At 63.0% G+C, this 25,592-nt stretch carries 27 protein-coding genes and 2 riboswitches; of the genes, 19 read left to right on the plus strand and 8 right to left on the minus strand.

All coding sequences use genetic code 11. The annotated features are described in order from the left end of the window. Positions 1-35 precede the first annotated feature (35 nt). A riboswitch (cyclic di-GMP riboswitch) is annotated at positions 36-112 on the minus strand. 122 nt (positions 113-234) lie between these two features. Then, a riboswitch (cyclic di-GMP riboswitch) is annotated at positions 235-311 on the minus strand. Between the two features lie 243 nt (positions 312-554). Beyond that, the gene (locus AABA48_RS15565; RefSeq protein WP_010940859.1) at positions 555-1,202 is read left to right on the plus strand and encodes an HAD family hydrolase; all 648 of its coding nucleotides are present in this window, start codon (positions 555-557) and stop codon (positions 1,200-1,202) included. A gap of 25 nt (positions 1,203-1,227) precedes the next feature. Here AABA48_RS15565 and AABA48_RS15570 read toward each other — a convergent pair whose 3' ends face one another. From AABA48_RS15570 to AABA48_RS15585, 4 genes are all read right to left on the minus strand, one after another. Then, complete coding sequence (locus tag AABA48_RS15570; protein WP_284676340.1) at positions 1,228-2,448, minus strand: MFS transporter; 1,221 nt, start codon at positions 2,446-2,448, stop codon at positions 1,228-1,230. Between the two features lie 159 nt (positions 2,449-2,607). Further along, positions 2,608-3,123, minus strand: a complete 516-nt coding sequence (locus AABA48_RS15575) for a DUF1579 domain-containing protein (protein ID WP_238525108.1) — start codon at positions 3,121-3,123, stop codon at positions 2,608-2,610. A gap of 67 nt (positions 3,124-3,190) precedes the next feature. Further along, positions 3,191-3,538 carry a transcriptional regulator gene (locus AABA48_RS15580; RefSeq protein ID WP_010940862.1) on the minus strand — a complete coding sequence of 116 codons (348 nt, stop codon included), beginning with the start codon at positions 3,536-3,538 and terminating at the stop codon, positions 3,191-3,193. Further along, on the minus strand, positions 3,535-3,756 hold the full coding sequence (locus AABA48_RS15585) for a hypothetical protein (protein WP_235044938.1): 222 nt from the start codon (positions 3,754-3,756) through the stop codon (positions 3,535-3,537). The genes AABA48_RS15580 and AABA48_RS15585 overlap by 4 nt, the downstream gene beginning before the upstream one ends. Positions 3,757-4,194: 438 nt before the next feature. Here AABA48_RS15585 and dbpA point away from each other — a divergent pair, with 438 nt between their 5' ends. Then, a complete protein-coding gene (gene dbpA / locus AABA48_RS15590) occupies positions 4,195-5,577 on the plus strand; it encodes an ATP-dependent RNA helicase DbpA (protein ID WP_014551243.1) in 1,383 nt (460 codons plus the stop codon). 426 nt (positions 5,578-6,003) lie between these two features. Here dbpA and AABA48_RS15595 read toward each other — a convergent pair whose 3' ends face one another. Together AABA48_RS15595 and AABA48_RS15600 are read right to left on the minus strand one after the other, a co-directional pair. Then, the gene (locus AABA48_RS15595; protein WP_010940866.1) at positions 6,004-6,204 is read right to left on the minus strand and encodes a cold-shock protein; all 201 of its coding nucleotides are present in this window, start codon (positions 6,202-6,204) and stop codon (positions 6,004-6,006) included. Positions 6,205-7,089: 885 nt separating this feature from the next. After that, positions 7,090-8,229: a PQQ-dependent sugar dehydrogenase gene (locus AABA48_RS15600; protein WP_014551244.1), complete on the minus strand. Its 1,140-nt coding sequence runs from the start codon at positions 8,227-8,229 to the stop codon at positions 7,090-7,092. A 169-nt stretch (positions 8,230-8,398) separates the two neighbouring features. Between AABA48_RS15600 and AABA48_RS15605 the strand changes: the two genes are divergently transcribed. Beyond that, the gene (locus tag AABA48_RS15605) at positions 8,399-9,481 is read left to right on the plus strand and encodes an ADP-ribosylglycohydrolase family protein (RefSeq protein WP_010940869.1); all 1,083 of its coding nucleotides are present in this window, start codon (positions 8,399-8,401) and stop codon (positions 9,479-9,481) included. Positions 9,482-9,535: 54 nt separating this feature from the next. Continuing rightward, complete coding sequence (locus AABA48_RS15610) at positions 9,536-9,754, plus strand: dodecin (protein WP_010940870.1); 219 nt, start codon at positions 9,536-9,538, stop codon at positions 9,752-9,754. Positions 9,755-9,846: 92 nt separating this feature from the next. Here the strand turns inward: AABA48_RS15610 and AABA48_RS15615 are convergent, their stop codons facing one another. Then, positions 9,847-10,335 (minus strand): PaaI family thioesterase, encoded by a 489-nt coding sequence (locus AABA48_RS15615; RefSeq protein WP_010940871.1) that lies wholly within the window; start codon positions 10,333-10,335, stop codon positions 9,847-9,849. Between the two features lie 80 nt (positions 10,336-10,415). Beyond that, positions 10,416-11,180 (minus strand): SDR family oxidoreductase, encoded by a 765-nt coding sequence (locus tag AABA48_RS15620; RefSeq protein WP_010940872.1) that lies wholly within the window; start codon positions 11,178-11,180, stop codon positions 10,416-10,418. A 182-nt stretch (positions 11,181-11,362) separates the two neighbouring features. On the opposite strand from AABA48_RS15620, the gene AABA48_RS15625 reads away from it, so the two are divergent. From AABA48_RS15625 to AABA48_RS15695, 15 genes are all read left to right on the plus strand, one after another. After that, the gene (locus AABA48_RS15625; protein WP_338270710.1) at positions 11,363-11,935 is read left to right on the plus strand and encodes a DUF3750 domain-containing protein; all 573 of its coding nucleotides are present in this window, start codon (positions 11,363-11,365) and stop codon (positions 11,933-11,935) included. Between the two features lie 33 nt (positions 11,936-11,968). Next, positions 11,969-12,178 (plus strand): hypothetical protein, encoded by a 210-nt coding sequence (locus tag AABA48_RS15630; RefSeq protein WP_286351216.1) that lies wholly within the window; start codon positions 11,969-11,971, stop codon positions 12,176-12,178. A gap of 248 nt (positions 12,179-12,426) precedes the next feature. Beyond that, positions 12,427-12,897, plus strand: a complete 471-nt coding sequence (locus tag AABA48_RS15635) for a (2Fe-2S)-binding protein (protein WP_286351217.1) — start codon at positions 12,427-12,429, stop codon at positions 12,895-12,897. Further along, a complete protein-coding gene (locus AABA48_RS15640) occupies positions 12,894-15,065 on the plus strand; it encodes a xanthine dehydrogenase family protein molybdopterin-binding subunit (protein WP_286351218.1) in 2,172 nt (723 codons plus the stop codon). Before AABA48_RS15635 ends, AABA48_RS15640 begins: the two co-directional genes overlap by 4 nt. A gap of 35 nt (positions 15,066-15,100) precedes the next feature. Beyond that, complete coding sequence (locus AABA48_RS15645; RefSeq protein WP_286351219.1) at positions 15,101-15,868, plus strand: XdhC family protein; 768 nt, start codon at positions 15,101-15,103, stop codon at positions 15,866-15,868. Further along, positions 15,865-16,476 carry a nucleotidyltransferase family protein gene (locus AABA48_RS15650; protein ID WP_286351220.1) on the plus strand — a complete coding sequence of 204 codons (612 nt, stop codon included), beginning with the start codon at positions 15,865-15,867 and terminating at the stop codon, positions 16,474-16,476. Before AABA48_RS15645 ends, AABA48_RS15650 begins: the two co-directional genes overlap by 4 nt. A gap of 64 nt (positions 16,477-16,540) precedes the next feature. Next, positions 16,541-17,899: a B12-binding domain-containing radical SAM protein gene (locus tag AABA48_RS15655; RefSeq protein WP_338270711.1), complete on the plus strand. Its 1,359-nt coding sequence runs from the start codon at positions 16,541-16,543 to the stop codon at positions 17,897-17,899. A 24-nt stretch (positions 17,900-17,923) separates the two neighbouring features. Continuing rightward, positions 17,924-18,550 (plus strand): TetR/AcrR family transcriptional regulator, encoded by a 627-nt coding sequence (locus tag AABA48_RS15660; RefSeq protein WP_286351222.1) that lies wholly within the window; start codon positions 17,924-17,926, stop codon positions 18,548-18,550. Further along, complete coding sequence (zupT, locus tag AABA48_RS15665) at positions 18,547-19,449, plus strand: zinc transporter ZupT (RefSeq protein ID WP_286351223.1); 903 nt, start codon at positions 18,547-18,549, stop codon at positions 19,447-19,449. The genes AABA48_RS15660 and zupT overlap by 4 nt, the downstream gene beginning before the upstream one ends. A gap of 195 nt (positions 19,450-19,644) precedes the next feature. After that, positions 19,645-19,845 (plus strand): cold-shock protein, encoded by a 201-nt coding sequence (locus tag AABA48_RS15670; RefSeq protein ID WP_010940882.1) that lies wholly within the window; start codon positions 19,645-19,647, stop codon positions 19,843-19,845. 171 nt (positions 19,846-20,016) lie between these two features. After that, the gene (locus tag AABA48_RS15675; RefSeq protein WP_286351224.1) at positions 20,017-20,817 is read left to right on the plus strand and encodes a DUF4350 domain-containing protein; all 801 of its coding nucleotides are present in this window, start codon (positions 20,017-20,019) and stop codon (positions 20,815-20,817) included. A gap of 475 nt (positions 20,818-21,292) precedes the next feature. After that, positions 21,293-22,285 (plus strand): ABC transporter substrate-binding protein, encoded by a 993-nt coding sequence (locus AABA48_RS15680; RefSeq protein WP_286351225.1) that lies wholly within the window; start codon positions 21,293-21,295, stop codon positions 22,283-22,285. A 16-nt stretch (positions 22,286-22,301) separates the two neighbouring features. Then, on the plus strand, positions 22,302-23,213 hold the full coding sequence (locus AABA48_RS15685; protein WP_286351226.1) for an ABC transporter permease: 912 nt from the start codon (positions 22,302-22,304) through the stop codon (positions 23,211-23,213). Further along, the gene (locus AABA48_RS15690; protein WP_066356717.1) at positions 23,206-24,003 is read left to right on the plus strand and encodes an ABC transporter ATP-binding protein; all 798 of its coding nucleotides are present in this window, start codon (positions 23,206-23,208) and stop codon (positions 24,001-24,003) included. Before AABA48_RS15685 ends, AABA48_RS15690 begins: the two co-directional genes overlap by 8 nt. Before the next feature lie 41 nt (positions 24,004-24,044). Further along, positions 24,045-25,553 (plus strand): B12-binding domain-containing radical SAM protein, encoded by a 1,509-nt coding sequence (locus AABA48_RS15695; protein ID WP_286351228.1) that lies wholly within the window; start codon positions 24,045-24,047, stop codon positions 25,551-25,553. The last annotated feature ends 39 nt before the right edge of the window (positions 25,554-25,592 follow it).

Raw genomic sequence — 25,592 nt, forward strand, 5'->3', positions numbered from 1 at the left:
AAATAAACAAGCCGGGGCCGAATATTCTGTGATAGTTCGGCAACCCGGCTGTCTCGGTGAGACCCTGTAGGCTTTCCGCCCCATCCTCGCGGATGGTTTAGTATTATCGTTTATCACCAGCAGTTGTCGTGCCGTGTTCGTTGTCGATGGGAACCGGCACGATCCGGTGCCTGTTCGGGCGCACCTCTCACTGACTCGCGCAACAAAAAAGCCGGGGCCGATATCCTGTGATATTTCGGCAACCCGGCTGTCTCGGTGAGACCCTGTAGGCTTTCCGCCCCATTCTCGCGAATGGTTGAGTATTGTCGTCTATCGCAACTGATTTTTCCGCATGGATAGCACTGCAATGAGAATTTGTCAACATTTTTCCGGAGTTCGCCGGTGCCGCACACCGATTTCAGAGCGCGACCCATCGGCTGCCGTTGCGGGTAGACCGTCCGGGGGCGGAGCGTGCGTTGCCGGGACATTGGGCCTTGACTGACAAACGCGGAGGATTTTAAGCTTGATGGTGGCGTCGCTTCAACGCCACCTGCCAAACGGGATAGGGGAGATTTATGTTCGACGGTATTTTCTGGGACAACGACGGGGTGCTGATGGAGACCGAGCACCTCTACTACCGTGCCAATGCCGAGGCCCTGGCACGGGTGGGCGTAGAGCTTTCCCTCGACGACTTCTGCCGGATCTCCCTGCGCCGGGGTGAGAGCGTGCTCGATCTCGCCGCCGGGCCGGGGCGGGACGACAGGGCAGCGGATGACCTGCGCCTGGTCCGCGACGAGATATACTTCCGGCTGCTGGGGGAAGAGGCGCGGGTAATGCCGGGGGTCCTTGATACCCTGGAGCGGCTCCACGGCCGGCTCCCCATGGCGATCGTCACCAGCTGCCGGCGGGTGAATTTCCTGCAGATGCACCGTGGGAGCGGGTTGCTCCACTATTTCGATTTCATCCTCACCCGCGAGGACTACGGCGCGTCGAAGCCCGATCCCGAACCGTACCTGGCGGCCTGTGCCCGCGCCGGGCTCGACCCCGGCCGCTGCCTGGCCATCGAGGATTCGGAACGGGGCGTCACCTCCGCGGCCCGGGCCGGGCTTGCCGTGGCCGCGATCCCGGGCACCATGAATCAAGGGGGCGATTTCGGCGCGGCACGGTGGCTGTTGGACGGCATTCACCAATTGCCGCCGCTCCTGAATCTCGACGAAGAGTGAGGAGCACGGTGCCGCCGTGCGGAACTCAAGTCCCGCCCTTGCAGGCAGAGGAGCCATCCGCGTGCAGGTGCCTGAAGAAGAGATAGACCAGCGGCGGCAGAACGAGCAGGTAGGCTGCGGCGAGGAGACGGAAGGTGCCGCCCGCGCCAGCGGCATCGGCATAGCGTCCCACCAGGGGGGCGGTGCAGGCGAACAGGAGCCGGAAGCAGAGGGACTGCAGCGACAGCATCCCGGCCCGGTTGGCCGAGGGGATTTCGTCCTGGACCAGGTGGAGGAGGAGTGGCCCCCGCATCCCCCGCATGGCCGTGAGCAGGTAGTAGAAGAGAAAGCTCCATGCCCCCGCCGTCCAACCCAGCCCCAGGTAGCCGACCCAGACCAGCAGCACCAGGAGCAGGAGCATCGGGCGGTCCCCCAGCCCGGCCCGCACCCGGTGGCTCAGTACGGCAAAGAGGGCCACGACCAGGTTAGCCCCGGCCCAGATCGGGCCGAAGGAGGCGAGGGGCACGCCGCTGTCGCGCATGTAGGGCTGGATCAGCCAGACCGGATAGAAGGAGGCGAGGCCGAGCGCGATGCTGAGCAGGATGGTGGCGCGCAGGCGCCGGTTGCGGACGAAAACGTAGCTGGCCGAGGCAAGTGCCTCCTTCAGATGGCTGGCCTGGTGGTGCCGCTCCCGTGCGGGCTCGGTCAGTCTGCGCGTCAGGAAAAGGGCCAGCACCCAGACCCCCACCTGCAGAAAAAATGGAAGAAGGGGATAGCGGGCATAGAGGACGCCGGCAAAGAGCGCCCCGGCTGCCTCACCGGTCTGGCCGAAAAAGGTGGAGCGCCCTTCGTGGCGGGCATAGGCCGTTTCTTCCCCCTGTTCCTTGAGGGATTCGTAGAGGAGTGCACTGTCAGTGCCGCTGATGAACGAGGTGGCAATGCCGAGGAGGATCTCGGCGATAAGGACGTCCCTGAACGATGTGGCCGCCGTATAGACCGCCCATCCCGCGATTCCCAGGGCCGAGGCCGCGGTCAGGGCCGCCCGGTAGCCGATCCGGTCGCTGATATAGCCGGAGGGGTATTCCATCACCGCCATGGCCACGGCGAAGATGCTCTGCAGAAGCAGGATTTCGGACAGGCTCAGCCCGATCTGGTCCTTCCAGAAGAGCGTGATGACCGCCATGGGGAACAGGGTCATCTGCAGGAAGGAGAAGGCATAGAGCAGGGGAATGTTGCGCCGGAGGGAGGTCATGGCTGTGTAGAACATTTCTGGCAGAACATTTCACCGGCAGCGGCGGGTGCCGCCAGCACCAGCAGCACCAACCCGAGGATCGTGTCCCTCATGGTCCTTTCCTCTCCCGTCCCAGGATTACGGCCGGCTTGTCAAAGGACTCGTTCAGCCCCCCCTGCGCACCGTTTTCCCCCTTCAAGCAACCCTCCGGTAGCGTGCCGTCATGACCCGCAGCCACGTGCCGTCGCCGGTCAGCATGTACGAGGTGAGAGTGCGCTCGTCGCGGCTCTTGAGCTCGATCACGTCCCGGAACGCCGTCATTTTCCCTTCGGCGGAACAATCAGGGCCCTCGCTGTTTAGGGTCAAGGTCTTCCCGTCCTTGTCCAGTTCGCCGTCATACACCCAGAGATGGGTCATCATCGACCCGACCCAGGTTCCCACATACCGTTGCTTCTGCGGATTATAGCCTAGGGTAAGCAGCATGGTCGCGTCTCCCCCCCCGGGCATCCCGCCCGTTCCCTCGGCCAGAATCCAGAGACCTCCCACGGGGCGAACGGTTTCGCTCCCCGTGCATGTTTCGGAGGGTTTGTCCGGTTCAATCAGTGCTTCGGCTTCGTAGGTCCAGTCGCCGACCAGTTGCTGCAGCCAGAGGTGCTCTTGCTGGGGCTCGGCCTGCATCGTCGGCTCATGAATTTTTTCGCCTTGCGACATGACGATCATCTCCTTTCCATGGTTCCATTGTATCACTGTCGCGGCGGGAGGGATGCGGGAAGATGACCTATTCCCTGCTGCGATCCTCCCGCCGGCGGATTGCGAACAGCGGCTCGAAGATGAACTCGTCCCGGCAGACGGGACATCTGCCGGGCGGGGTGAGGCGGTCGCGTTTGGAGAACACGAAGCCGCAGGAGCGGCACTCGGCTGGGGTTATTTCCAGGAACTCCCCGGTGGCGTGAATGCTGAGGCGGATATGCTCCAGGTGGCTGTAGACATCTTTTTCCGTCATGTGTGCCTGCCCCGAGATATCCCTGGCCGAGAGGGGGTGGTTGCGGATCAGCGTGATGACGGCACGGCGTGCCGTTTCCTGCGCGGGACGCGGGACAGCCGGCTTTCTCGCCCTCCGGTTCACGGGGCCTTGCTCCGCCGGTAGCTGATCCGGTCTCTGAAGTAGCCGGAGGGGCATTCAATCACCACCATGGCCACGGCGAAGATGCCCTGCAGGAGCAGGATCTCGGACAGGCTCTGTCCGATCTTCCAGAAGAGCGTGATGACCGCCATGGGGAACAGGGTCATCTGCAGGAAGGAGAAGGCATAGAGCAGGGAGATGTTGCGGCGGAGGGAGGTCATGGCTGTGCCGGGCTCTCGGGTGGTACGGTGTGGTTCGGGAGCGTGCGGGTGATGACAAGGTCTCTCTTGGTGGAGGTCATTGATTCCGCTATCGTGTTCATGGTGCAGCTTCTTTCCGGACACCAAATCAGTATCCTGTCAGGATTTCAATTGCTTCGGGTTCGCCTGTCAGAGCGCAGGGGCGCCCCGAGGGTTCTGGCCTTTGCTGGCTTATTGGTAGCCAGTTCCACATGGACGAATGGATTTGCCATGATCTGATATCCCTTTTGTCTGCGCTGAACCGTCTTGATTCAACTATATCTCGTTCCGGGGGAAGGTCACCACATTGATTGGCTTATTGGATTGATCCCTTGGTCGCAGCGTGGTATATCTGGCAAGCGTCTGAACCACAGGGCCGGCCCTGTGGTTTTTTTGTGGGCGCAGAACGGGAGTGTCCCCATGAATCCGAAAGCATTTTCGTCGCTTCGCCTGAAAGCCCCCATGCTCAGGAACCTGGCCTCCCTCGGCTATGCCGAGATGACACCGATTCAGGCCCACAGCCTGCCGCTCATCCTGGCCGGCAAGGATGTGATCGCCAGGGCCAAGACCGGTAGCGGCAAGACCGCGGCTTTTGGCATCGGACTGCTGTCGCGTCTGGATGCATTATCCTTCCGGGTGCAGGCGTTGGTGCTCTGCCCGACCCGTGAGCTGGCCGATCAGGTGGGCAAGGAACTGCGGCGTCTGGCTCGATTCACCGACAACATCAAGATCTTGACCATCTGTGGCGGTGTTCCCTTCGGGCCCCAGCTGGGTTCGCTGGAGCATGGGGCCCATGTGGTGATAGGCACACCCGGCCGCCTGCTGGATCACTTGCGGCGCGGCAGCCTTGACCTCTCCGCGCTGCGGACCCTGGTATTGGACGAGGCGGACCGGATGCTCGACATGGGGTTCCAGGATGACATCAGTGCCCTGATCGCCGCCGCCCCGCCCAAGAGGCAGACTCTCCTCTTTTCCGCCACCTACCCGGACTCCATTGCCGCCATGAGCGCCGGGGTCCAGAGGGAGCCGGTGGAGGTCAGCGTGGACGAGGTCCATGGGGAGGGGGCCATCGAGCAGGTATTCTACGAGGTGGACAGCGGCCAGCGGATCGAAGCGGTCGAGCGGATTCTCGGGCACTATCGTCCCGAGTCTGCTCTCATCTTCTGCAACACGAAGCTGGAGTGCCAGGAGGTGGCCAATGCCCTGGCCGTCCGAGGGTATGCCGCACTGGCCATCCATGGTGACCTGGACCAGCGGGAGCGGGACCGGGTGCTGGTCCGGTTTGCCAACAGGAGCGCATCGGTGCTGGTAGCAACCGACGTTGCCGCCCGGGGGCTGGACATCAAGGAGCTTTCGGCGGTGATTAACTACGAGTTGACCCGCAATCCGGAGGTCCATACCCACCGCATCGGCCGCACCGGTCGCGCCGGGGAGCGGGGGCTGGCCGTAAGCTTGGTAACGCCCCGGGAAAGCCGTCTGATCGAGACCATCGCGGATGTGCCCGGCAGCACCATCGTCCGTGGCGACCTGTCCACGCTGGCACCGCTAACGGCGAAGCCGCCGCTGCCCCCCATGGTGACGCTCTGCATCGACGGGGGCCGCAAAAACAAGCTGCGGCCCGGTGATATTCTGGGGGCACTCACCGGAGAGGGAGGTATGCCGGCCAGCGAGGTGGGGAAGATTGATGTGTTCGATTTCTTTACCTACGTGGCCATTGCGCGGCAGAGCAGTGAGCAGGCCTTGAACTTTCTGAGGGGACACAGGATCAAGGGGCGTTTCTTCAAGGTGAGGAAAGCAGTCTGACGATATGGGTTTTCTGGAAGAGAAGCGGGGCATGCGTGGCAATCTGCTGACCATGCCGTTCTCCCGAGACTCCGCTGAAGCCTTGCGGTGTTAAGGTGAACGAAAGGCGGTCAACCGGTCTGTTGCCGTTGTCATTCGGTTTCCCCGCCGGGAGAGGTGCTCTCGATGCTGCCAGGCAGACGATCTTTTTTTGCGAGCTTTCGCTGCTGCTTTTCCTCCATTTTTTTCTTCCGTTCCAACTCTTTCTGCCTTTTCTGAAACTGAAAATTGGGTTTAGCCATTGAATCATCACTCCTGTGCAGGGTTAGCCGGGATTTCCATCAAGGAAACCGATGCTGCCGCGGATTTAATGTCGTGGACCGAAATTTCAGAGACAAAAAAGCCCCGGGGGTACCCGGGGCTTTTTTGTCTGCTGGGGACAAGCGGTTACGCTCTGGTCACGTTTGCAGCCTGGAGGCCTTTCGGCCCCTTGGTGATTTCAAACGTTACTCTATCGCCTTCAGTAAGGGATTTGAATCCGTCACCCGAAATGGCGGAAAAATGACAAAACACGTCTTCACCATTTTCCTGCTCAAGAAAACCAAACCCCTTGCTGTCGTTGAACCATTTTACCGTACCGTTTACCATGTGTGTACTTTCTCCTGATACTTCCTGTTGTTTTTGTCAGGCGTCATGCCGAACTTGTATCGAACCTAACAGTTTTGTTCCAGGTAAGTCAACCTATTTATATTATTTAGAGGGAGCAAATAGGGCTATTTTGAGTAGATTGCCAATACATCATGAAGGGATTTTTCTTTCATTAGCTTGATGTGGCTATTGAAAATTCCTAGTATATTGAGAGTGTTGTAAGTATTTTATGGATAATAAATAGATTGTATATAACATTAATTGATCGATAGAAATATTATTGTATGGTTTTAAACTAAATAGGAGTATTGTTGGATTCTAGGATTTGTTTTCTACGCATTATCAGGTTCCGGAGGTTTTGACAAATCATTCACCTCAATAAAAGAAAGCGGGGTTACTCAAATGACTATTAAAGTCGGTAATATTGTTAGTCACACTGGTGGGCTGGGATGGGGCTCCGGCAAGGTTCTGGAAGTGACGGCTACCTTGGCAATGATCCAGTTCAGTGACGGAAAAAGCCGCAAGATAGCGGCATCGTACTTCTGTACGCTCGAACCCGCTGCCCCGGACTCATATGTTCCTCCACCTGAAGCTGCTGTTGTGGCAAAGCCTTCTCGCCCCCCCCGGATGACCAAAAAAAAGTAAGTATCGCGGAGAGTGCCTCGGCGACATCTTGTGTTAAGACAGGCGGCCCATCAAGGACCGCCTTTGTCATTGTGTGTCGGGTGCCATGGTGTCCCCTCTTTCTTTAGGAACGGAATACAAGCGTGTGCCGGCATTTGTGGCGGTTTGATCCTGCGGCTCGTGCAACGTGGCAAAGATCGGCTGCAACGGCCCCAAGCGGGTGATCCCTTCGCAGGGGGGCTAAGTATGCAGGAGATGCACTCACTGCGCGCCATGGGCCAGCGGCTGTTGCCGGTAGCTGATGCGGTAGATGGCCCCGGCCTTGTCGTCGGAAACGAGCAGGCTGCCGTCGGGCATTACCTGCACATCAACGGGCCGGCCCCAGACCTTGTCGTTGTCAAGCCATCCCTCGGCAAAGGGCTCGTAGGAGACGGCGCGGTTCCCTTCGAGGCGCACCAGGACGACGCGGTAGCCGATCCGTTCGCTCCGGTTCCAGGAGCCGTGTTCGGCGATGAAGATCTGGTTGCGATAGCGTTCGGGGAACATGGTGCCGTTGTAGAAGCGCATGCCCAGGGCTGCCACGTGGGGGCCAAGCTCCATCTCCGGCGCCACGAGTTGGTCGGGCTTGCGCTTTGCGCCGAATTCGGGGTCGGGGATGTCGCGGCCGTGCCGATAGGGAAAACCGAAGTGGAGACCGGACCGGGGCGCCCGGTTGAGCTCGTCCGGCGGCAGGTCGTTCCCCAGCCAGTCGCGGCCGTTGTCCGTGAACCAGAGTTCGCCGGTGCGGGGGTGCCAGTCAAAGCCCACCGTGTTGCGGACTCCGTTGGCGAAGATCTCCAGGCCGGTGCCGTCCGGATTCATTCGCATGATGGTGGCGAAACGGGGGTCCTTTTCCTCGCAGACGTTGCACGGGGCCCCCACCGGCACGTAGAGCCTGCCGTCGGGGCCGAAACGGATGAATTTCCAGCCGTGGTGGGTCCTGTCCGGGAAGGAGTCGTTGACGACGACCGGCGGCGGGGGATTTTTCAGGCGCTCTTCGATGGCGTCGTACCGCAGCACCCGGCTCACCTCTGCAACGTAGAGGGAGCCGTTTCGGAAGGCCACACCGTTGGGCATCTGCAGCCCCTTGGCGATGGTGATTACCTCGTCGGCCACCTGGTCGCTGTTGCGGTCCGCCAGGGCGTAGACCTTGCCCTCCCCACGGCTCCCCACGAACAGGGTCCCCTTGGCGCCGAGGGCCATGGAGCGGGCCCCCGGCACGTTGTCGGCATAAACGGCGATGCTGAATCCGGGGGGGAGCGTGATGGCGGCCGGCAGCGTCCGGGCGGCGTTGCAGCCCGTGGCAGCAGCCAGCAGGAACAGGTGGGCAAGCAGGAATCGAAGGGTTTTGATCGGGTGCATGGAAACCTCCCGCGACAGCTTGTTCGTGTCCCTCAAGTGTACCACGGCGGGACGATGCGCAAGGCTTCGTTGACTGATGCCCCGTCCTTGTTATCCTTCCATAACGACCGGTGTCTTTGTCCGCGGGCCGAGGTCGGTCCCGCGTCTCCACCGGAGAGGGAGGGTCAGCATGTCTGAAGCAACCACCATCCGGGACCGGGCCGCGGGCGCCGTCATGGGCGCCTTCGTGGGCGAGGCCCTGGGCCTGGGGCCCCACTGGTATTACGATCTCGATGAGATGCGCCGGGACTTCGGCCCGTGGATCTCCGACTATACCGACCCCCGGCCGGACCGCTACCATGCAGGACTGAAAGCTGGCCAGCTTTCCCAGGCGGGGTACATCCTGAAACTGCTGCTTCGTTCCCTGGTGGCGTGCGGCGGCTATGACGAGGCGGATTTCTGCCGCCGCCTGGATGAGGAGTTGCTGCCGCTGCTGGACGGGACCCCCGTGTGCGGTCCGGGCGGCTATACCAGCCAGTCCATCCGCGAGTTGTGGCGGCAGCGGGTGGAGCTGAAACTTCCGTGGGGCAGGACCGGCGGCCATGCCGACACCACCGAGGCGGCGGAGCGGACCCTCGCCCTTGCGGTGCGCTACGCATGCGAGCCCGCGCGCCTTGCCGCCGCCGTGGCGGGCAACTGCGTCCTTACCCAGATCGACGACACCGTCGTGTCAATGACCACCGCCTACGGTGCGGTGCTGGGGATGCTGGTGCGGGGGCATCCCCTCGACGCAGACCTGTCGGCCAGGCTCATGGCGCTGGTTGCGCGCGGGGAACTGCCGTTTCACGCAGTCACCACCGGCAACCTGCAGCCGCCCCGCCCCGGTGAGCCGGATCCCCCCCGGGCGGGCAAGTTCGCTTCTCCCGACGCCCTGCTGACCCCGTCCTACATGGCGGCAGCCGCGGCGGACCCCCAGGTCCGGATCGAGCCAGCATGGAAGGTCTCTGTCGTCTACGGCATGCCCTGCGCCATCTACCACATTCTGCCGGCGGTCTACTATCTGGCGGCCCGTTTCCGCGACGATTTCGAGGCCGCGGTCCTCCATGCCGTCAACGGCGGCGGCCAGAACCAGGCCCGGGCCATGCTTGCCGGTGCCCTGGTCGGCGCCCAGGTCGGCCTTTCGCGCATCCCCTGGCGCTTTATCGACAGCCTGGAGGAATCCGCCACCCTGTGCCGGCTGGCCGACGACCTGGCCGCACAGGTTTGTGCCTGAACGAACGGGCAGAGTCCCGTAGCAGCCGCCCCTCGGGGATGAAAGGAGGCAGTCATGTACGGCAAGGACAGAATCTACAAGAAGGTGGAGATCATCGGCGTGTCTGGCGTGAGCATCGAGGGGGCCATCGAGACGGCCCTGGTCAGGGCCCGGAACTCCCTTGACAAGCTCTCTTGGTTCGAGGTGCAGGAAGTCCGCGGTCACATCGGTGCCGATGGCAAGGTGGCTGAATACCAGGTGGTGTTGAAGGTTTCCTTCGAGCTGAAGGACTGACGGAGCTTTCCGGCCGGCGGGCATTCGGGGGGGCGGAACCCGGGGGAGGGCGGCTGACCGTCCGGGTTCCGCCGGAGATGGGGACTGCCCGGTCAGCGCCCCGGCAGGGTGATGCAGAGGCACTCCCCTTCCGCATAGACCGCATCGCCGCAGAAGAGCCGGCCGTGAACCATGACCTTCCGGCCCTGGGCGGAGACGACGCGGCTTTCCACGGTGACTACCTTCTGGAGGGGGAGCATGGTGCGGAAGCTGATGTTGAGGTTCCCCACTACAATGGGGTAGCCGGCGGCCCATGCGGCAAGGCCCAGTGCTTCGTCCATCACGGCGGAGACCGCCCCGCCGTGGGCGTGGCCCGGCGGGCCTTCGGTCTCGGGGCCGAACCAGATGCGGGCATGGAGATGCTGTTCGCTGTCGCGATAGTAGCGAACCCGGAAGCGGTTGCCGTCGGGCTCTCCGGAAACAAAGCGGAGCGATTCGCCGACCAGCGACGGTGCATCAAAGGGGACCCAGCCGGCATCACCGCTCAGGTCGACAGGCGGGCAGATGCTTTCGGCACCCTGTTGAGGTGATGTTTCTGACACGATTAGTTTCCTCCGTAGCGTACGCATCCCGGCGCGGGATGCGGTGATAATGCAGTGCGGCGATACGGGCGGGCGGGGGGTCAGTTCGCCCCATCCCGATGGACCGCCAGCGGCCCCCACGACTGATAGATCGACATGACCTCCAGGGCGTTGACGTTCACATGGGGCGGGAGTTCCGTCACCCAGGCGACGATGCCCGCGATGTCCTCGGCCGTGAGGGCCTGGGTCCCGGCGTAGACCTGGGCCGCCCGTTCCGCATCGCCCTTGAAGCGGACCATGGAGAACTCGGTTTCGGCCATCCCCGGCGCCAGGCAGGTGACCCGCACCTGCTTCCCCAGCAGATCGGCCCGGAGGTTACGGGAAAACTGCTCCACGAACGCCTTGGTGCCCCCGTAGACGTTGCCGCCGGGATAGGGCCAGGAACCGGCCACCGACCCGATGTTGACGATATGTCCCCGGTTGCGGGCCACCATGCCCGGAAGGAGAAAGCGGGTGCAGTAGATCAGCCCCTTGATGTTGGTGTCGACCATGGCGTCCCAGTCGTCCGGGTTCGTCTCGTGGGCCGGCTCCAGTCCCAGCGCGAGCCCCGCGTTATTGACGAGGATGTCGATTTGGCTGAAAGCGTCGGGCAGCCCCTCAATCGCATCCTGCACCGCCTTGCGCCGCCGCACGTCAAGGGTGACGGCGTGCACCTCCGTCCGCGGCGCCAATTCGTCCCTGAGCGCCAGGAGCGGTTCCTCCCGGCGGGCCGCCAGAACCAGCCGGTCTCCCCTGTCGGCGAAGAGCCGGGCGCATGCCGCGCCGAAACCTGCCGACGCCCCGGTGATGAATACCGTTCTGCTCATGTGATCCTCCCCTGAGGTTGCAGTGATGCCAGAGACTATGCACCGTATTTTCGCGGTGCGCAAGCCACTGATGAATATTCCCGGCGTTTCGGGCCAGGCAGGCACAACTCCGGAGATGTCAATTGCCGTCTGCGTGCCCTCGGAATTCCAGCATCTCCCTCACTCTCTTTCGGAGGACTCACTTGAAAAGAATCCTGCTGCTCAGCATGGTGATGCTAGCCCTGGCCGGCTGCATCTCCGGAAAGGATTGGCGCACCGCCAGTCGTGAGCCTGCGGGCATCGCGCCGGACCCGGCGGTGACGAAGGAAGCGGTGCTCCAGGTGTACGGCGCCCGGGCGTGGGGCTGGCGAGGATGGTTTGCGATCCACACATGGATCGCCGCTAAGGGTACCGGTGAGCCTGGGTACACCGTGTACGAGGTGGTGGGGTGGCGATTGCATCGGGGGCAGCCGGTGGTGCGCATCGAAAAGGACCTGCCCGACCGCTTCTGGTTCGGTGAAAAACCCCGGCTGCTCAAAGAGCATCGGGGCGCAGGGGTTGATGAACTGATCGACGCGGTGGACCAGGCGGCCCGCTCCTATCCGTGGGCCGATACCTACCAGGCCTTCCCGGGGCCCAACAGCAATACGTTCACGGCCTGGATCTCCCGGCAGGTGCCCCAGCTCGATCTGGACCTCCCCTTCTCAGCGCTCGGCAGCGGCTACGGCGACTGGCCGAAGGCGTGGATTGGCGGCGCCCCTTGCCCCCAGCCGTGATACAATAACTATATGGAAAGGGGGTGCATGGTCATGTTGGGCACAAGCAAAACGACAACCGGCAGTCCGTCCACGGAGAGATGCGACATCAAGACGTGGAGCGGAGCATGCGGACATGATTCCTACACGGCCGTCGGCGACAAATACCGGTGCGATCTGTGCGGAACCATAGCTGAGTTGAGCCATGAAGTGAAGCACGATACCTTCCCCTACACGAGCGGCGACTACGACAACCTGAGTTAGGGGGAGAAGCGCAGTATATCCTGTCGATGAACATGAAGATTTCGTGAAAGCTGTGAGGCGCGGTTACGGGAAGCTCCGGAGATATCCGGGGCATTTTTTTTGTCCGCGGCCAGGGGCGGGTCCGGACTGCGGCGGCGCCTGCCTCTACTCCCTTCATCTGTTGCGGCGTCTTCTCATGGCGCTATACTTTTCTCCGGACCGTTGCGGAGACCGTGGCGCATCGGCACGTGGGAAAAGGGAGGCGCAAGATGATTGTTTTCCTGGTGAACGGAAAAGAACAGCGGGTGGACGTGAGCCCGGAAACGCCCCTTTTGTGGGTGCTGCGCGAGAAGCTGGGGCTCGTGGGAACCAAGTACGGGTGTGGGGAGGGGCTCTGCGGGGCCTGTACGGTCCATATCGACGGTCGCCCCGAGCGCTCCTGCATCACCCCGGTCGGTGACGTGCAGGGGAAAAAGGTAGTCACCATCGAAGGCATCCCGGAGAACCATCCGGTCAAGAAGTCCTGGCTGGCCCAGGAGGTGTCCCAGTGCGGCTATTGCCAGCCGGGCCAGATCATGTCCGCCGTGGCCCTGTTGGCCAGCAAGCCCAGCCCCACCGACGCCGACATCGACAGCGCCATGAGCGGCAATCTCTGCCGCTGCGGAACCTACGGCCGCATCCGCCGCGCGATCCGTGCCGCCGGCGGTGGGACGGCCCGGAAGAGAGGGAGCCGGTCATGAGTAGTGGCAATGGAGTGAGTCGCCGACAGTTCATGAAGACCAGTGCCCTGGCTGCCGGCGGGCTGCTGCTGGCCTGCCATCTCCCCCTGGGGCGACGAGATGCCGCTGCTGCAACGGCGGAGGCATTCACGCCCAACGCCTTTCTGCATATCGGCACTGACGAACGCGTAACCGTCATTGTCAACAAGTCTGAAATGGGGCAGGGTGTCTACACTTCGCTCCCCATGCTGGTGGCCGAGGAACTTTGCTGCGACTGGAAGCGGGTGACCTTCAGGCCCTCGCCGGTGGCGCCGGAATACAACCACACCCAGTTCGGGCCGATCATGGTCACCGGCGGCAGCACCAGCGTCCGCTCCGAGTGGTCCCGGCTTTCTCTTGCCGGCGCGGCGGCGCGCGAGATGCTGATCGCGGCGGCGGCGCGGGAGTGGCGGGTGGAACCGGCTGCCTGCCGGGCCGAGAAGGGGTTCGTGCTCGGTCCCGGGGGCCGGAAGCTCAGCTTCGGCACCCTGGCCCCCAAGGCAGCCTCCCTGCCCGTACCCAAGGAGCCGAAACTGAAACCGGGCGCCAAGACCCTTCTCGGGAAGCCACTCAAACGTCTGGACAGTCCGGCCAAGATCAACGGTACGGCCGTATTCGGCATCGATGTCCGGGCTCCCGGCATGCTGACCGCCCTCATAGCCCGGCCGCCGGTCTTTGGCGGCACGGTGAAAGGCTTCGATGCTGCCAAGGCTAAGGCGGTGCCGGGCGTTCTGGACGTGGTGGCGGTGGATGCGGGGGTCGCGGTGGTGGCCGACGGCTTCTGGCCGGCACTGAAGGGACGGGAGGCCCTGGCGATTTCCTGGGACGAAGGGGACGGGGCGCGGGTCTCGACGGACGCCATGAGAGAGGAGTATGCCCGCCTGGCAGCCACCCCGGGCGCTGTGGCCCGGAAGGACGGCGACGCCCCGGCCGAGCTGGCGAAAGCCGCCCGGCGGTTCGAGGCTGAGTACGAGGTTCCCTACCTGGCCCATGCCACCATGGAGCCCCTGAACTGTTTCGTGGATTTACAGAGCGACAGCTGCCTCATCCGTACCGGCAGCCAGTTTCAGACCGGCGACCGCAATGCGGCGGCCCGGGTGGCCGGCCTGAAGCCCGAGCAGGTCACTCTGGAGACCACTTTTCTGGGGGGCGGTTTCGGCCGCCGGGCCTGTCCGGCATCGGATTTCGTGATCGAGGCGGTACAGGTGGCCAAGACCGTCGGCAAACCGGTCATGGTGATCCGCACCCGGGAGGACGACATGCGGGCCGGCTTCTACCGCCCCCTGTGGCGCGACCGCGTGGCAGCCTGTCTGGACGGGAGGGGGTATCCGCTGGCCTGGCATCACTGCATCGTAGGGCAGTCGATCATGATCGGGACCCCCTTCGAGGCGACGATCAAGAACGGTATCGACGATACGTCCGTGGAGGGGGCCGCCGACACCCCCTACGCCATCCCCAATCTCCAGGTGGAACTGCATAGCCCCAGGAACCCCGTGCCGGTGCTCTGGTGGCGGTCGGTGGGACATTCTCACACCGCCTTTGTGGTAGAGAGCTTCCTGGACGAACTTGCCCACGCGGCCGGCAAGGATCCTTACCAGTACCGCCGTGCCCTGCTGGCGAAGCATCCGCGTCACCTGAAGGTCCTGGAAACCGCCGCCCGGAAGGCCGGCTGGGGAAAGCCACTGCCCAAAGGCCGTGGGCGGGGCATTGCCGTGCACGAGTCCTTCGGCAGCTTCATTGCCCAGGTGGCCGAAGTCTCACTGGCCGGCGACGGACGGATCAGGGTCCACCGGGTAGTCTGCGCAGTGGATTGCGGTCGCATCGTCAATCCTGACACCATCGAGGCCCAGATGGAGTCGGGGATCACCTTCGGCCTTTCCGCTGCCCTGCACGGGGCCATAACCCTCAGGAACGGCAGGGTCGAGCAGGGGAACTTCGACGACTATCCCCTGGTTCGCATGGCGGAGATGCCGAAGGTGGAGGTGCACATTGTCCTGAGCGGGGAGGACCCGGGCGGTATCGGGGAACCGGGGGTGCCGCCGATCGCGCCGGCGGTGACCAATGCCCTGTTCGCGGCCAGCGGCATCCGGGTAAGATCGCTGCCGCTGACACCGGAAACCGTCAAGCGGGCCGGCGGCCGGGCCGCCTGAGGGGCTGAACTCATCGAATCGAAAAGGACATATCAGTGACCGATCTGGAACTGTACGAGGAAATGGCGCGGCTCGCCCGGCTGGGCGAGCCTTTTGCGCTGGCAACGGTGGTGGCGAGCTCGGGCTCGTCACCCCGCAAGGCAGGCGCCAAGATGCTCATTCGGGGTGACGGCAGCGCCCTGGGCACCGTCGGCGGCGGGCATGTCGAGCAGGACACCCTGGCGGCGGCCCGAGCGTCCCTGGCGGAGGGGGCACCCCGCACCCTGGAGTTCGTTCTGACCGAAGAGCACGGCTACGCCTGCGGCGGCAGCATGTCGGTCTTTATAGAGCCACAAGGGCGTCGGCCGCTGCTGGTCATGTTCGGTGCCGGTCACGTGGGGCGGGCTGTTACGGCCCTTGCCCACGGCTGCGGCTTTCGGGTAGTCGTGATTGACGAGCGCCCCGAATACGCCGTGCCGGCGCTCCTACCGGGGGCCGATGAGATCGTCTGCGCCCCGGTCGACGCAGCGTTCGCGCGGCTGACGCTTGATCGGGAGAGTTTCGCGGTCATTGCCACGCCGGGACATGTTCATGACTTCGATGCCGTGCGGGGGTGTCTTGCCACGGAAGTCGGATTCATCGGACTGCTCGGCAGTCGCCGCAAACGGGAGGCACTCATGAAAGCCCTGACGGAGGAGGGGTACGAAGCGGGACGCCAGGCCCGGGTGGTGACGCCGGTGGGCCTCGACATCGGTGCCCAGACCCCGGAGGAGATCGCGGTCAGTATCGTGGGACAGCTGGTGAAGCTCAGGAGGCAGGCATGAGGGGCTCCGTAGCGGCACTGCTGCTTGCTGCCGGCCGCTCCAGCCGCATGGGGCGGTGCAAGCAGCTCCTGCCCCTGGGGAACACCACGGTGCTGGGGCGCTGCCTCGACACCCTGAGAAGGGGCGGTGTCGGAGAGATTGCGGTGGTCGTCCCGGCTGATGGGGAGCAGGTGGCCCGGGCCGCAGCCGGCCATGGCGTGCGAGTAGTGGTCAACCCGGACCGCGAAGGGGACATGGCATCGTCGGTCCGGGCGGGACGTGACGCCTTCGGGAGTGCCGTGGGCGGAGTTATCGTCTCCCTCTGCGACCAGCCCCTGGTGGCGGCGGGGACCGTTGCCCGCCTTCGGGATCGCCACGCAACGGAGCCCGGCCGGATCATCATTCCCACCCACGGTGGCCGACGGGGGCATCCGCTTCTCTTCCCCCTGCCTGTGCTGGCCGAACTGGAGGACGGACTGACCCTCCGGGACCTGGTGGTGTGCGATCCGGCCCGGGTATGCTGCGTGGCGGTGGCTGATCCGGGAATCCTGATCGACATGGACACGCCGGAGGATTACCGCCACGTCTGTCGTCTGATGGCGCCCCAGGAGGGCCTGTCGCTCCGGTAAAAAAAGCTTGCCAATAATAGAGCAATTGCACTAAATAGAGTAAATACTCTAGGAGGTGCAGGCCATGAAGATTCTCCTCATCCAGCCCCCCAGTCACTATCCCCTGATGGATCAGGTCTACCTGTTCGAGCCTCTTGCCCTGGAATACCTTGGTGCCGGGGCCAAGCTCGACGGCCACGAGGTGTACCTCCTCGACGCGCGGCTGGAGCCGGACATCTCCCGGGTACTCGGCGAGTTCCGCCCCGATGTGGTGGGAGTGACGGCCTTCACGAGCCAGGTCACCATTGCGCACCGGATTGCGAAGGAGGTCCGCGAACTGCTGCCGGACTCCTTTCTCGTGGTGGGCGGGCACCATGCCACGGTGCGGCCGGCGGACTTCAACGAAAGCGCCTTTGATGCCGTAGTGATCGGCGAGGGGGTGGCCGCCCTGCGCGAACTCCTCGCCGCCCGGGAGAGGGGCGCTCCCCTGAAGGACATTGCCGGGCTCGGCGTCCCGTCACCGGCAGGGATGCTGTTCACGCCGCCCCGTCCCTACACCCCCCTTGACGAACTTCCCCTTCCGGCACGGGATCTGACGGCCCGCTACCGCGCCGGCTATTTCAGTGAGTGGTTCACCCCCCTTGCCTCAATCAGGACTTCTCTCGGATGTACGGCCCGCTGCACCTTTTGCGCCCTCTGGTCCATCACCGGCGGCGCCTACCTGCGGCGGGACCCGGACCGCGTAGTGGAGGAGCTGAAGGGGATCGCCGAGCCGAATGTCTTTTTCTGCGACGACGAGTCCATGTGCGATACGAAGCGGATGGCGCTCCTGGCCGACAAGATCATGGCCGCAGGCATCAGGAAGAACTACTTTCTCTATGCCCGCGTCGATACCATTGTGCGGCATCCGGAACTCTTCCGCGCCTGGGCCGACATCGGACTGAAGCAGGTGTTCGTGGGCATGGAGGATTTCTCGGACGCGCGGCTGGCGGCCATGAAGAAAGGGGTCACCACCGATCAGCAGGCGAGGGCGGCAACGATTCTCAGGGATCTCGGGGTGATGATGTACGCCTCGTTCATGGTTGACCCGGACTACTCCCACGACGACTTCCGCGCCCTGGTCGCTTATGTCAGGAAGCTCCGGCTCACCTACGCCACCTTCACGGTTATGACGCCACTGCCGGGAACCGAGCTCCATGCCGCGCGGGAGGCCGAACTCCTCTCCACCAAACCGGAGTTGTATGACATGCTCCACGCCCTGCTGCCGACCCGGCTGCCACTTCCCGAGTTTTACGAGGAAATGGCGGGCCTCTACGGGAAGGCCGTGCCGATTCACCGCTCGCTGCCGACGCTCCTGAAGTTCGGGCTCCACGGCCTGTTGCTGCGCATGCGCCTGTTCGGAACATTTCTCGCCCGGCTGCGTGCCGCCCATCTTGATTACTGAGCGGAACCGACGTATGCTCCTTCCATGACTACCAGGGAACGGATCATCGAGACTGCCATCACCCTGTTCAACGAGAAGGGGACCAAGGCGGTCACCACCAATCACATCGCAGCGGCCATGGAGATCAGCCCCGGCAATCTCTATTACCATTTCCGCAACAAGGAGGAGATCATCCGGGCGATCTTCGATCAGATGGACGCGGTGGGCTTCGAGGATTACGAGCAGATTATCGCCGAGCATCCGGCCGGCTCCCTGGCGGCCATGGAAGAGACCTTCCTGATGATCCAGCGCTTCAACTGGCGCTACCGCTTCTTCAAGCGGGAACTGACCTCTCTCATCCTCGGCGACCCGCTTTTGCGCGAAAAGCATCTCAGGGTCCATCAAGCCATGCTCCGGCTCGTCCGCCACTCTATCGAAAGCAGCATCGCCCAGGGAGTGCTCAGGCCCATGGAGGAGGACGAACTGGGGCTCTTCGCGGAAGAGATTTGGCTGCTGACCCTGTTCTGGCTGAATTACCTCGAGGTCGGCGGAGAAGACGTTACCGAGTCGACCCTGCGCCGCGGCAACGAACTGGTGCGACGCACGGTCTGCTGCCGCCTGACGGAAGAGGGGGCGCGCATGCTTGGCCGCTCCGGCCCGGCCGCTCCATGAACCCCGTTCTGGTTGCATTGGGCCTGACCCTGTTTGCCGGTATGGCCACCGGCATCGGCAGTGCCATTGCCTTTTTCGCCAGGCGGACGAACTTCCGGTTTCTTTCGGTGGCTACCGGTTTTTCGGCCGGCGTCATGGTGTATGTCTCCTTCGTGGAAATCCTGCCCAAGGGGCTCGACTCCCTGGTGCGATCCTGCGGCGAGCCCTTGGGGCACTGGCTGAACGCTGCTTCGTTCTTCGGGGGTATGCTCTGCATCGGCCTCATCGATGCCGTGATTCCCGCAGCGAAAAACCCCCACGAGATCCACGCCGACCATGAGATAGCCCCCCTCCACGACCGCTCCGCCCCCTTGCCCGACTTCGGCTCCCTTGCCGCCGATCCCCGCTGCGCACCGACCGGCACCCACGATCACCGGCCGCCGCAGCGACACCTGCTGCGGATGGGCCTGTTCACCGCCCTTGCCATTACGATCCACAACTTCCCCGAAGGGATGGCCACGTTCCTGGCTGCCCTGGAGAGTCCGCGTGTCGGGGCCGCCATTGCCGTGGCCATTGCGCTCCACAACATCCCCGAGGGGGTCAGCGTCTCCGTGCCGATTTTCTACGCGACCGGCAATCGCCGAAAGGCATTTGCCCTTTCTTTGCTGAGCGGCATGGCCGAGCCCGTCGGTGCCGCCATCGGCTACCTGGCTCTCCTGCTGTTTTCGGGAGGGGCGTCCGGCGCCATTCCCGACCAAGTGACGGGAGCGCTCTTCGGCGGGGTCGCGGGCATCATGGTCTACATCAGCCTGGATGAACTGCTGCCGGCCAGTCGGGCTTACGGCAAGGGACACGACAGCCTGCTGGGGCTCGTGGGGGGTATGGCGGTCATGGCGCTGAGCCTGCTGCTGATGAAGTAGGGGGGCGGCACAACGGCTAAAGACGCTTCACTGATGCCTCAGCGCACACGTTGTTCCGCCGGTTCCGGCGCGACCGAAAAAAAATTGTGATGTTCCGGGTTTTTTTCTTGTTTTCCTGAAACTGAACCTGCTATTGTTTGTAAGTCCGCGCGATGCGGAACACATCAAAAAAGTAAGTATGGAGAAAGCAAGTACATGGTAAACGGAACAGTGAAGTGGTTCAATGACAGCAAGGGCTTTGGTTTTCTTGAGCAGGAGAATGGCGAGGACGTATTCGTGCATTTCTCCGCCATCAACGGCAACGGCTTCAAGTCCCTTGCTGAAGGCGATAGGGTAACCTTCGAAGTGACCAAGGGCCCCAAGGGGCTTCAGGCCGCTAACGTGACGCGGATATAGATTGACCGCACTGCAGTGAGAAAGGCCCCGGAGATATCCGGGGCCTTTTTTTGTGTCCGATGCGAACGGGCTGATTCCTCCCCATGGTTTACGAAAAAGCGCTTGCCCCCCGCACGAGGCAAATGATATAAAAAGGACCTTAAATATCCTGTTTAATGGAGGGGGTCATTCATGTCTCGCCTGCCCGGAAAAAGAATCGTTGCGTTGTTGCTTGTGCTTGGTGCGTTGTTGTGTGCCGGGATACCGGCCTGGGGGGCCGCGCCGCTGGTGATGGTGGATCAGGGCCACGGCCAGCGTTTCGTCATTGAGCAGGAAGGGGAGCTGCAGTTGTCCCGCTTCGGCGCCATTTTGGGCGAGGAGGGGCTCCGGGTTGCAGCCAGCCGGGAACGGCTGACCGACGAGTCGCTCCGGCAGGCGACAGGCCTCGTGATTTCCGGCCCCTTTGCCCCTCTGGCCCCGGCCGAGGTGGATGCGGTGATCCGCTTCATCGAGCGCGGGGGAAGGGTCGCGCTGATGCTGCACATCGGCCCTCCGGTGGGCGCTCTCATGCAGAGGGTGGGAATTGCCTTTTCCAATGGCGTCCTCCATGAGCAGCACAACCTGGTGGGAACTGACGATATCAGCTTCCAGGTGCGCGATCTGACGGCACACCCCCTCTTTGCCGGTATTGATCACTTCAGCCTCTACGGCGGCTGGGCCCTCAACGGCCAGGCTCCGCTCGCCCGGACGAGCGCCGAAACCTGGGTGGATCTGAATGGCGACCAACAGCTTACCGAGCGCGACGCCATGGATCGCTTCACGGTTGTGGCGGAGGGGAATGTCGGGGCCGGGCGCATTCTGGTCTTCGGTGATGATGCCATTTTCCAGAACCGGTACCTGGATGAGGCGAACTCGCGTCTTGCGAGAAATCTCGCCCAATGGCTGGGGGGCGGTAAACTCCCCGGCGGGAAGGTTCGAGGCCGGGACATGTGATCTGTACATCTCCCATTCCCTGAGCCCTTGCGGGTCGGTTGCCTTCATCTGGGGCGTCGGCGCGAAAAAGGACGGCATCTGTCGTGGCTCGACGAGGTTGCGGCCGCCGGGGGGGTGTTCCGCGGCCAAGCAGGGGGGACGGAGCCGGGTCACGGCCATGACTCTGGTCTGCCTGACCACGACGCGGAAAAATGCAAGGCGTACGAGCAAGGCGGCCACTGTGCCGCCTTGTTTCGTTTTTGGAGCGGTGTCGGGCCTGCTGCTCGAATGCTGGTTAGACCTTTTGACCGCATATGTGTCGATGTTGCAGATCATGACGCTTGCGTGTCTTACCATCTACAAAATTCCATGACTCTGCCGGGGTTACAGCAGAGTATCACGTTGACGCCGGCCAGCCAGCGGTGCTATTGTGTGCAGATTCTGTCTTAGCCCTTGATCGGCCGATGGAAATCAACCAGAGCTCAGGAGGTGTTCGGTGAGAAAATTCGGTTTCTTGGCTGTGTTCATGTCCCTTACCCTTGCACTGCTTTCGACGGCCATGGCGGCCCCTCCCGGCGGCAAGGTCCTTATCGGAGTGTCGAAAATCGTTTCGCATCCGGCCCTGGATGCCGTTGAAAAGGGGCTTCAGGACGAGCTGGCCGCTCTGAAGATCAATGCCCAGTACGATCTGCAGAATGCCAACGGCGACGCCAACACCGCCGCCTCCATCGCCAATAAATTCCAGTCCGAGAAAGTGACCCTGGCCGTGGGTATCGCCACTCCCACCGCCCAATCCCTGGTCAATACCCTGAAAACGACGCCGGTGGTTTTTTCCGCAGTGACCGACCCGGTCAAGGCCGGTCTGGTGAAATCCTTAGCCAAGGGTGAGAAGTACGTCACCGGCGTTTCCGACATGACCCCCGTCAAGCAGCAGATCGAGCTCCTGCTCAAGATCAAGAAGGTGAAGCGGCTCGGCCACATCTACACCAGCTCCGAAGAGAATGCCGTGGTGCTTGCCGGCGTGGTGAAGAAGGCGTGCCAGGACCTGGGCATTCAGTACGTGGAAACCACCGTGTCCAAGTCCGCCGAGGTTAAGCAGGCCACCCAGTCCATCATTCGCAGGGTCGACGCTCTCTACGTGAGCACCGACAACACGGTGGTGTCGGCCATGAGCGCCCTGACCGACGTTGCCATGAAGAACAAGGTGCCGGTCATGTCGGCGGACCCGAGCTCTGCCGAGAGCCATCCCGTCCTGGCGGCCTGGGGCTTCGACTATTACAAGATGGGGCGCGCCACGGGCAAGATGGTGGCCGAGATTCTGAAGGGCAAGAAGCCGGAGCAGCTTCCGACCCGTTTCATGACCAAGGCTTCCGACGTGGACCTGCTGGTGAACCTGGACGTGGCGAAGAAGCTGGGCCTCACCGTGCCGGCCGCCATCGTGAAGAGCGCCAACAAGGTTGTCGAGAACGGCAAGCTGACCAAGAAGTAACAGCAAGAAGGTTTCCATGATCGAAGGTATTTTTGTTGAAGGACTCATTTACGGGATCATGGTCCTGGGGGTATTCATCTCCTTCCGGATACTCGATTTTCCCGACCTGACGGTGGACGGGTCGTTTCCCCTGGGAGCGGCCCTCATGGCCCAGTGCATCATGATGGGGGTAAACCTCTGGCTGGCGCTTCTCATCGCCTTCGTGGGGGGGGTGATCGCCGGCGTGGTCACCTCCCTCATCCATAACCACTTGAAGGTGCCGAACCTCCTGGCCGGCATCCTGACCATGACCATGCTCTACTCCGTCAACATCCGGGTGCTGGGGAACCGGGCGAACGTCCCGCTCCTGAACCAGGAAACGATCCTCTCCCTGGTGACCGAACGGCTTACGGGGATCATCCCGGACGAGTATATCCTCCTGGTCTTTTTCGCGGTGGTGACCCTCGTGATCAAGCTCCTGCTCGACCTTTTTTTTCGTACCGACCTGGGGCTCACCATCGGGGCCATGGGGAACAACGAGCAGATGGTCATTTCCCAGGGGGTGAATCCCCAGACCCTGAAGTCCATCGGCCTGGGCCTTTCCAACGGGCTGGTGGCCCTTTCCGGTGCCTTTGCGGCCCAGTACCTGGGCTTCGCCGATGTGGGGCTCGGCCAGGGGATCATCATTTCGGGCCTGGCGTCGGTCATGATCGGCGAGTTCCTGATCATGAAGAGCAACCGGATCGGCGTGCTCACTCTCTGCGCCGTTCTGGGCTCCATCTGTTTTTACGCGGTCATGTACGTGGGGCGCTACTACGGCTACGTCATCAACATGACCCCCAACGACCTGAACCTCATCAAGGGGATCCTGATCATCGCGCTGCTGGTCCTTACCCAGAGCAAGAAGCTGAAGAAATTCGCCGTTAAAGCCGTGGTGAAAAATGATTGAGCTCAAAAATGTGTCCATGATCTTCAACCCGGGAACGGTGAACGAGAATCAGGCCATCTCGAACATCAACCTGAAGGTCCGGGAGGGGGACTTCATAACCGTCATCGGCAGCAACGGCGCCGGCAAGTCGACCCTCTTCAACCTCATTGCCGGAACCATCACCCCCTCTTCCGGCTCCATTTTCCTGAATGACCGGAACATCACCCGCGACCCCGAGTACAAGCGGGCCAAATACATCGGCCGGATCTTCCAGAATCCGCTCCTGGGAACCGCTTCAACCATGAGCCTGGAAGACAACATGATGATCACCTATAAAAAGGGGTTCAAGTGGCTCAAGAGGAGCCTGAACCACAAGATGCGGGAGTACTTCCGGACGGAACTGGTCCAGCTGAAGATGGGGCTGGAGGACCGGATGAAGGAGAACCTGGCCCTCTTTTCCGGGGGGCAGCGCCAGGCCCTGACGCTCCTGATGATGGTCCTTTCCCGGCCGGACCTGATCCTTCTCGACGAGCACACGGCGGCCCTGGACCCCAAGAACGCCCAGATCGTCCTGGAGCTCACCGACAAGTTCATTCGGGAATACAATCTCACCGCCATGATGATCACCCACAACATGAGCCATGCCATCGAGTACGGTAACCGGCTCCTGATGATGGACAAAGGGGAGATCATCTTCGAGGCCGAGGGGGAGGAGAAACGGGCGCTTACCGTGGAGAAGCTCATCGACAAATTCCACCAGATCCGCCACACCTCCTTCGAAAACGACCGCACCCTTCTTTCCGACGACTAGACGCGGGCCGGCCCCGGTCCCGCGCCGCACCGACGTCAGCCATGCTCCTCATTCATCCCCCTGTCGCCAAACCGGGCGAACCGCCCGCCGGCATCGCCCGCCTTGCGGGTGAGCTCCGGGCCCACGGCCTTCCCTGCCGGGTGCTGGATGCCAGCCTGGAGGGGCTCCTCTGGCTGCTGGAGCAGCCGTCTGCGGCTACCGACACCTGGACCCGCCGGGCATCCCGCAGCCGTGCAGATCACGTGGCCACACTGCGGGGAATGGACGCCTGCCGCTCCCCCGACCGGTACCGCCGTGCGGTCAGCGACCTGAACCGGCTCCTGGCCGCGGCGGGGCGCGACTCCGGCGCAGTGCCGGGGCTTGCAGATTACCGGCAGGACGGCTTTTCCCCCGTATCGAGCGCCGATCTGCTCAGGGCCGCGGAAGAGCCTGAGCGCAATCCCTTCCATCCCTGGTTCAGTCAACGCCTGCCCGAGCTGCTGGACGGTGTCCGCGTGGCGGGCCTGTCCCTCAACTACCTGAGCCAGGCGGTTTCTGCCTTCGCCATGATCGGCTTTCTCCGCACGCGGTTCCCCGGACTGACCCTGGTGCTGGGCGGCGGACTGGTCACGTCGTGGCTGCGGCGCCCCGGGTGGCGCAATCCGTTCGGCGGCCTCGTGGATCACCTGGTGGACGGGCCCGGGGAGTTGACCCTTCTGCGGCTTCTGGGGGCCGAAGAGCCGCTCTGCCATCAGGTGCCGCCCGCCTACGACCCGCTGCCCCTGCACGACTACCTTTCCCCCGGACTGGTTCTGCCCTACAGCGCCGCCGGCGGCTGCTACTGGAACCGCTGTTCCTTCTGTCCCGAGCGGGCCGAGGGGAACGCCTACCACCCCCGCGCCGTTCAGCGAGTACTGGCCGATCTGGAGACCCTGGTCAGCCGGCACCAACCCGCGCTGCTGCACCTCCTTGACAATGCCGTCAGTCCGTCGCTCCTGCAGGGGATGGCAGCTGCCCCGCCGGGCGTCCCCTGGTATGGCTTCGCCAGGGTTGACGAGCAATTGGCCGATCCCGACTTCTGCCGGGCCCTCAGGCGCTCGGGATGCGTGATGCTGAAGCTTGGGCTCGAGTCGGGGGATCAGGCGGTTCTGGACCGGCTGCACAAGGGGATCGATCTGGCAACGGCGGCTCGGGCCCTCCGGAGCCTGAGCGCGGCGGGCATTGCCGTGTACGCCTACCTCCTGTTCGGCACCCCCGCGGAAACGGAAGAGGCTGCCCGGCGGACGCTGGCATTCGTGGCTGAGCACCGGGAGGAAATCGGATTCCTCAACCTGGCGGTGTTCAACATGCCGATCAGCGGAGATGAGGCCGATGCTTACGGCACCGCGCCGTTTTACGAGGGAGATCTCTCGCTCTACACCGCCTTCCGGCATCCCCGGGGCTGGGACCGGAAGCAGGTGCGGTGCTTCCTGGACCGGGAGTTCACGCGCCATCCCGCCGTGGCGCCGATCCTGCGCCGGGATCCGCCGGTCTTCACATCCAACCATGCCCCCTTTTTCGCCGGGGCCTGATCAGGCTGCGTCATCCATTCCGCGCCCCCTGTATCCCGG

Source organism: Geobacter sp. 60473, assembly GCF_036323535.1.
Classification (GTDB): domain Bacteria; phylum Desulfobacterota; class Desulfuromonadia; order Geobacterales; family Geobacteraceae; genus Geobacter; species Geobacter sulfurreducens.

What these genes read in the sequence shown, in the direction of transcription:
- AABA48_RS15670 (WP_010940882.1), top strand. Translation starts at nt 19,645, where the DNA reads ATGGTAAACGGAACAGTGAAGTGGTTCAATGACAGCAAGGGCTTTGGT.
- AABA48_RS15620 (WP_010940872.1), bottom strand. Translation starts at nt 11,180, where the DNA reads ATGAGCAGAACGGTATTCATCACCGGGGCGTCGGCAGGTTTCGGCGCG.
- dbpA (WP_014551243.1), top strand. Translation starts at nt 4,195, where the DNA reads ATGAATCCGAAAGCATTTTCGTCGCTTCGCCTGAAAGCCCCCATGCTC.
- AABA48_RS15690 (WP_066356717.1), top strand. Translation starts at nt 23,206, where the DNA reads ATGATTGAGCTCAAAAATGTGTCCATGATCTTCAACCCGGGAACGGTG.
- AABA48_RS15610 (WP_010940870.1), top strand. Translation starts at nt 9,536, where the DNA reads ATGTACGGCAAGGACAGAATCTACAAGAAGGTGGAGATCATCGGCGTG.
- AABA48_RS15630 (WP_286351216.1), top strand. Translation starts at nt 11,969, where the DNA reads ATGTTGGGCACAAGCAAAACGACAACCGGCAGTCCGTCCACGGAGAGA.
- AABA48_RS15650 (WP_286351220.1), top strand. Translation starts at nt 15,865, where the DNA reads ATGAGGGGCTCCGTAGCGGCACTGCTGCTTGCTGCCGGCCGCTCCAGC.
- AABA48_RS15605 (WP_010940869.1), top strand. Translation starts at nt 8,399, where the DNA reads ATGTCTGAAGCAACCACCATCCGGGACCGGGCCGCGGGCGCCGTCATG.
- AABA48_RS15600 (WP_014551244.1), bottom strand. Translation starts at nt 8,229, where the DNA reads ATGCACCCGATCAAAACCCTTCGATTCCTGCTTGCCCACCTGTTCCTG.
- AABA48_RS15585 (WP_235044938.1), bottom strand. Translation starts at nt 3,756, where the DNA reads ATGACCTCCCTCCGCCGCAACATCTCCCTGCTCTATGCCTTCTCCTTC.
- AABA48_RS15660 (WP_286351222.1), top strand. Translation starts at nt 17,924, where the DNA reads ATGACTACCAGGGAACGGATCATCGAGACTGCCATCACCCTGTTCAAC.
- AABA48_RS15575 (WP_238525108.1), bottom strand. Translation starts at nt 3,123, where the DNA reads ATGTCGCAAGGCGAAAAAATTCATGAGCCGACGATGCAGGCCGAGCCC.
- zupT (WP_286351223.1), top strand. Translation starts at nt 18,547, where the DNA reads ATGAACCCCGTTCTGGTTGCATTGGGCCTGACCCTGTTTGCCGGTATG.
- AABA48_RS15685 (WP_286351226.1), top strand. Translation starts at nt 22,302, where the DNA reads ATGATCGAAGGTATTTTTGTTGAAGGACTCATTTACGGGATCATGGTC.
- AABA48_RS15595 (WP_010940866.1), bottom strand. Translation starts at nt 6,204, where the DNA reads ATGGTAAACGGTACGGTAAAATGGTTCAACGACAGCAAGGGGTTTGGT.
- AABA48_RS15695 (WP_286351228.1), top strand. Translation starts at nt 24,045, where the DNA reads ATGCTCCTCATTCATCCCCCTGTCGCCAAACCGGGCGAACCGCCCGCC.
- AABA48_RS15675 (WP_286351224.1), top strand. Translation starts at nt 20,017, where the DNA reads ATGTCTCGCCTGCCCGGAAAAAGAATCGTTGCGTTGTTGCTTGTGCTT.
- AABA48_RS15570 (WP_284676340.1), bottom strand. Translation starts at nt 2,448, where the DNA reads ATGTTCTACACAGCCATGACCTCCCTCCGGCGCAACATTCCCCTGCTC.
- AABA48_RS15640 (WP_286351218.1), top strand. Translation starts at nt 12,894, where the DNA reads ATGAGTAGTGGCAATGGAGTGAGTCGCCGACAGTTCATGAAGACCAGT.
- AABA48_RS15635 (WP_286351217.1), top strand. Translation starts at nt 12,427, where the DNA reads ATGATTGTTTTCCTGGTGAACGGAAAAGAACAGCGGGTGGACGTGAGC.
- AABA48_RS15565 (WP_010940859.1), top strand. Translation starts at nt 555, where the DNA reads ATGTTCGACGGTATTTTCTGGGACAACGACGGGGTGCTGATGGAGACC.
- AABA48_RS15655 (WP_338270711.1), top strand. Translation starts at nt 16,541, where the DNA reads ATGAAGATTCTCCTCATCCAGCCCCCCAGTCACTATCCCCTGATGGAT.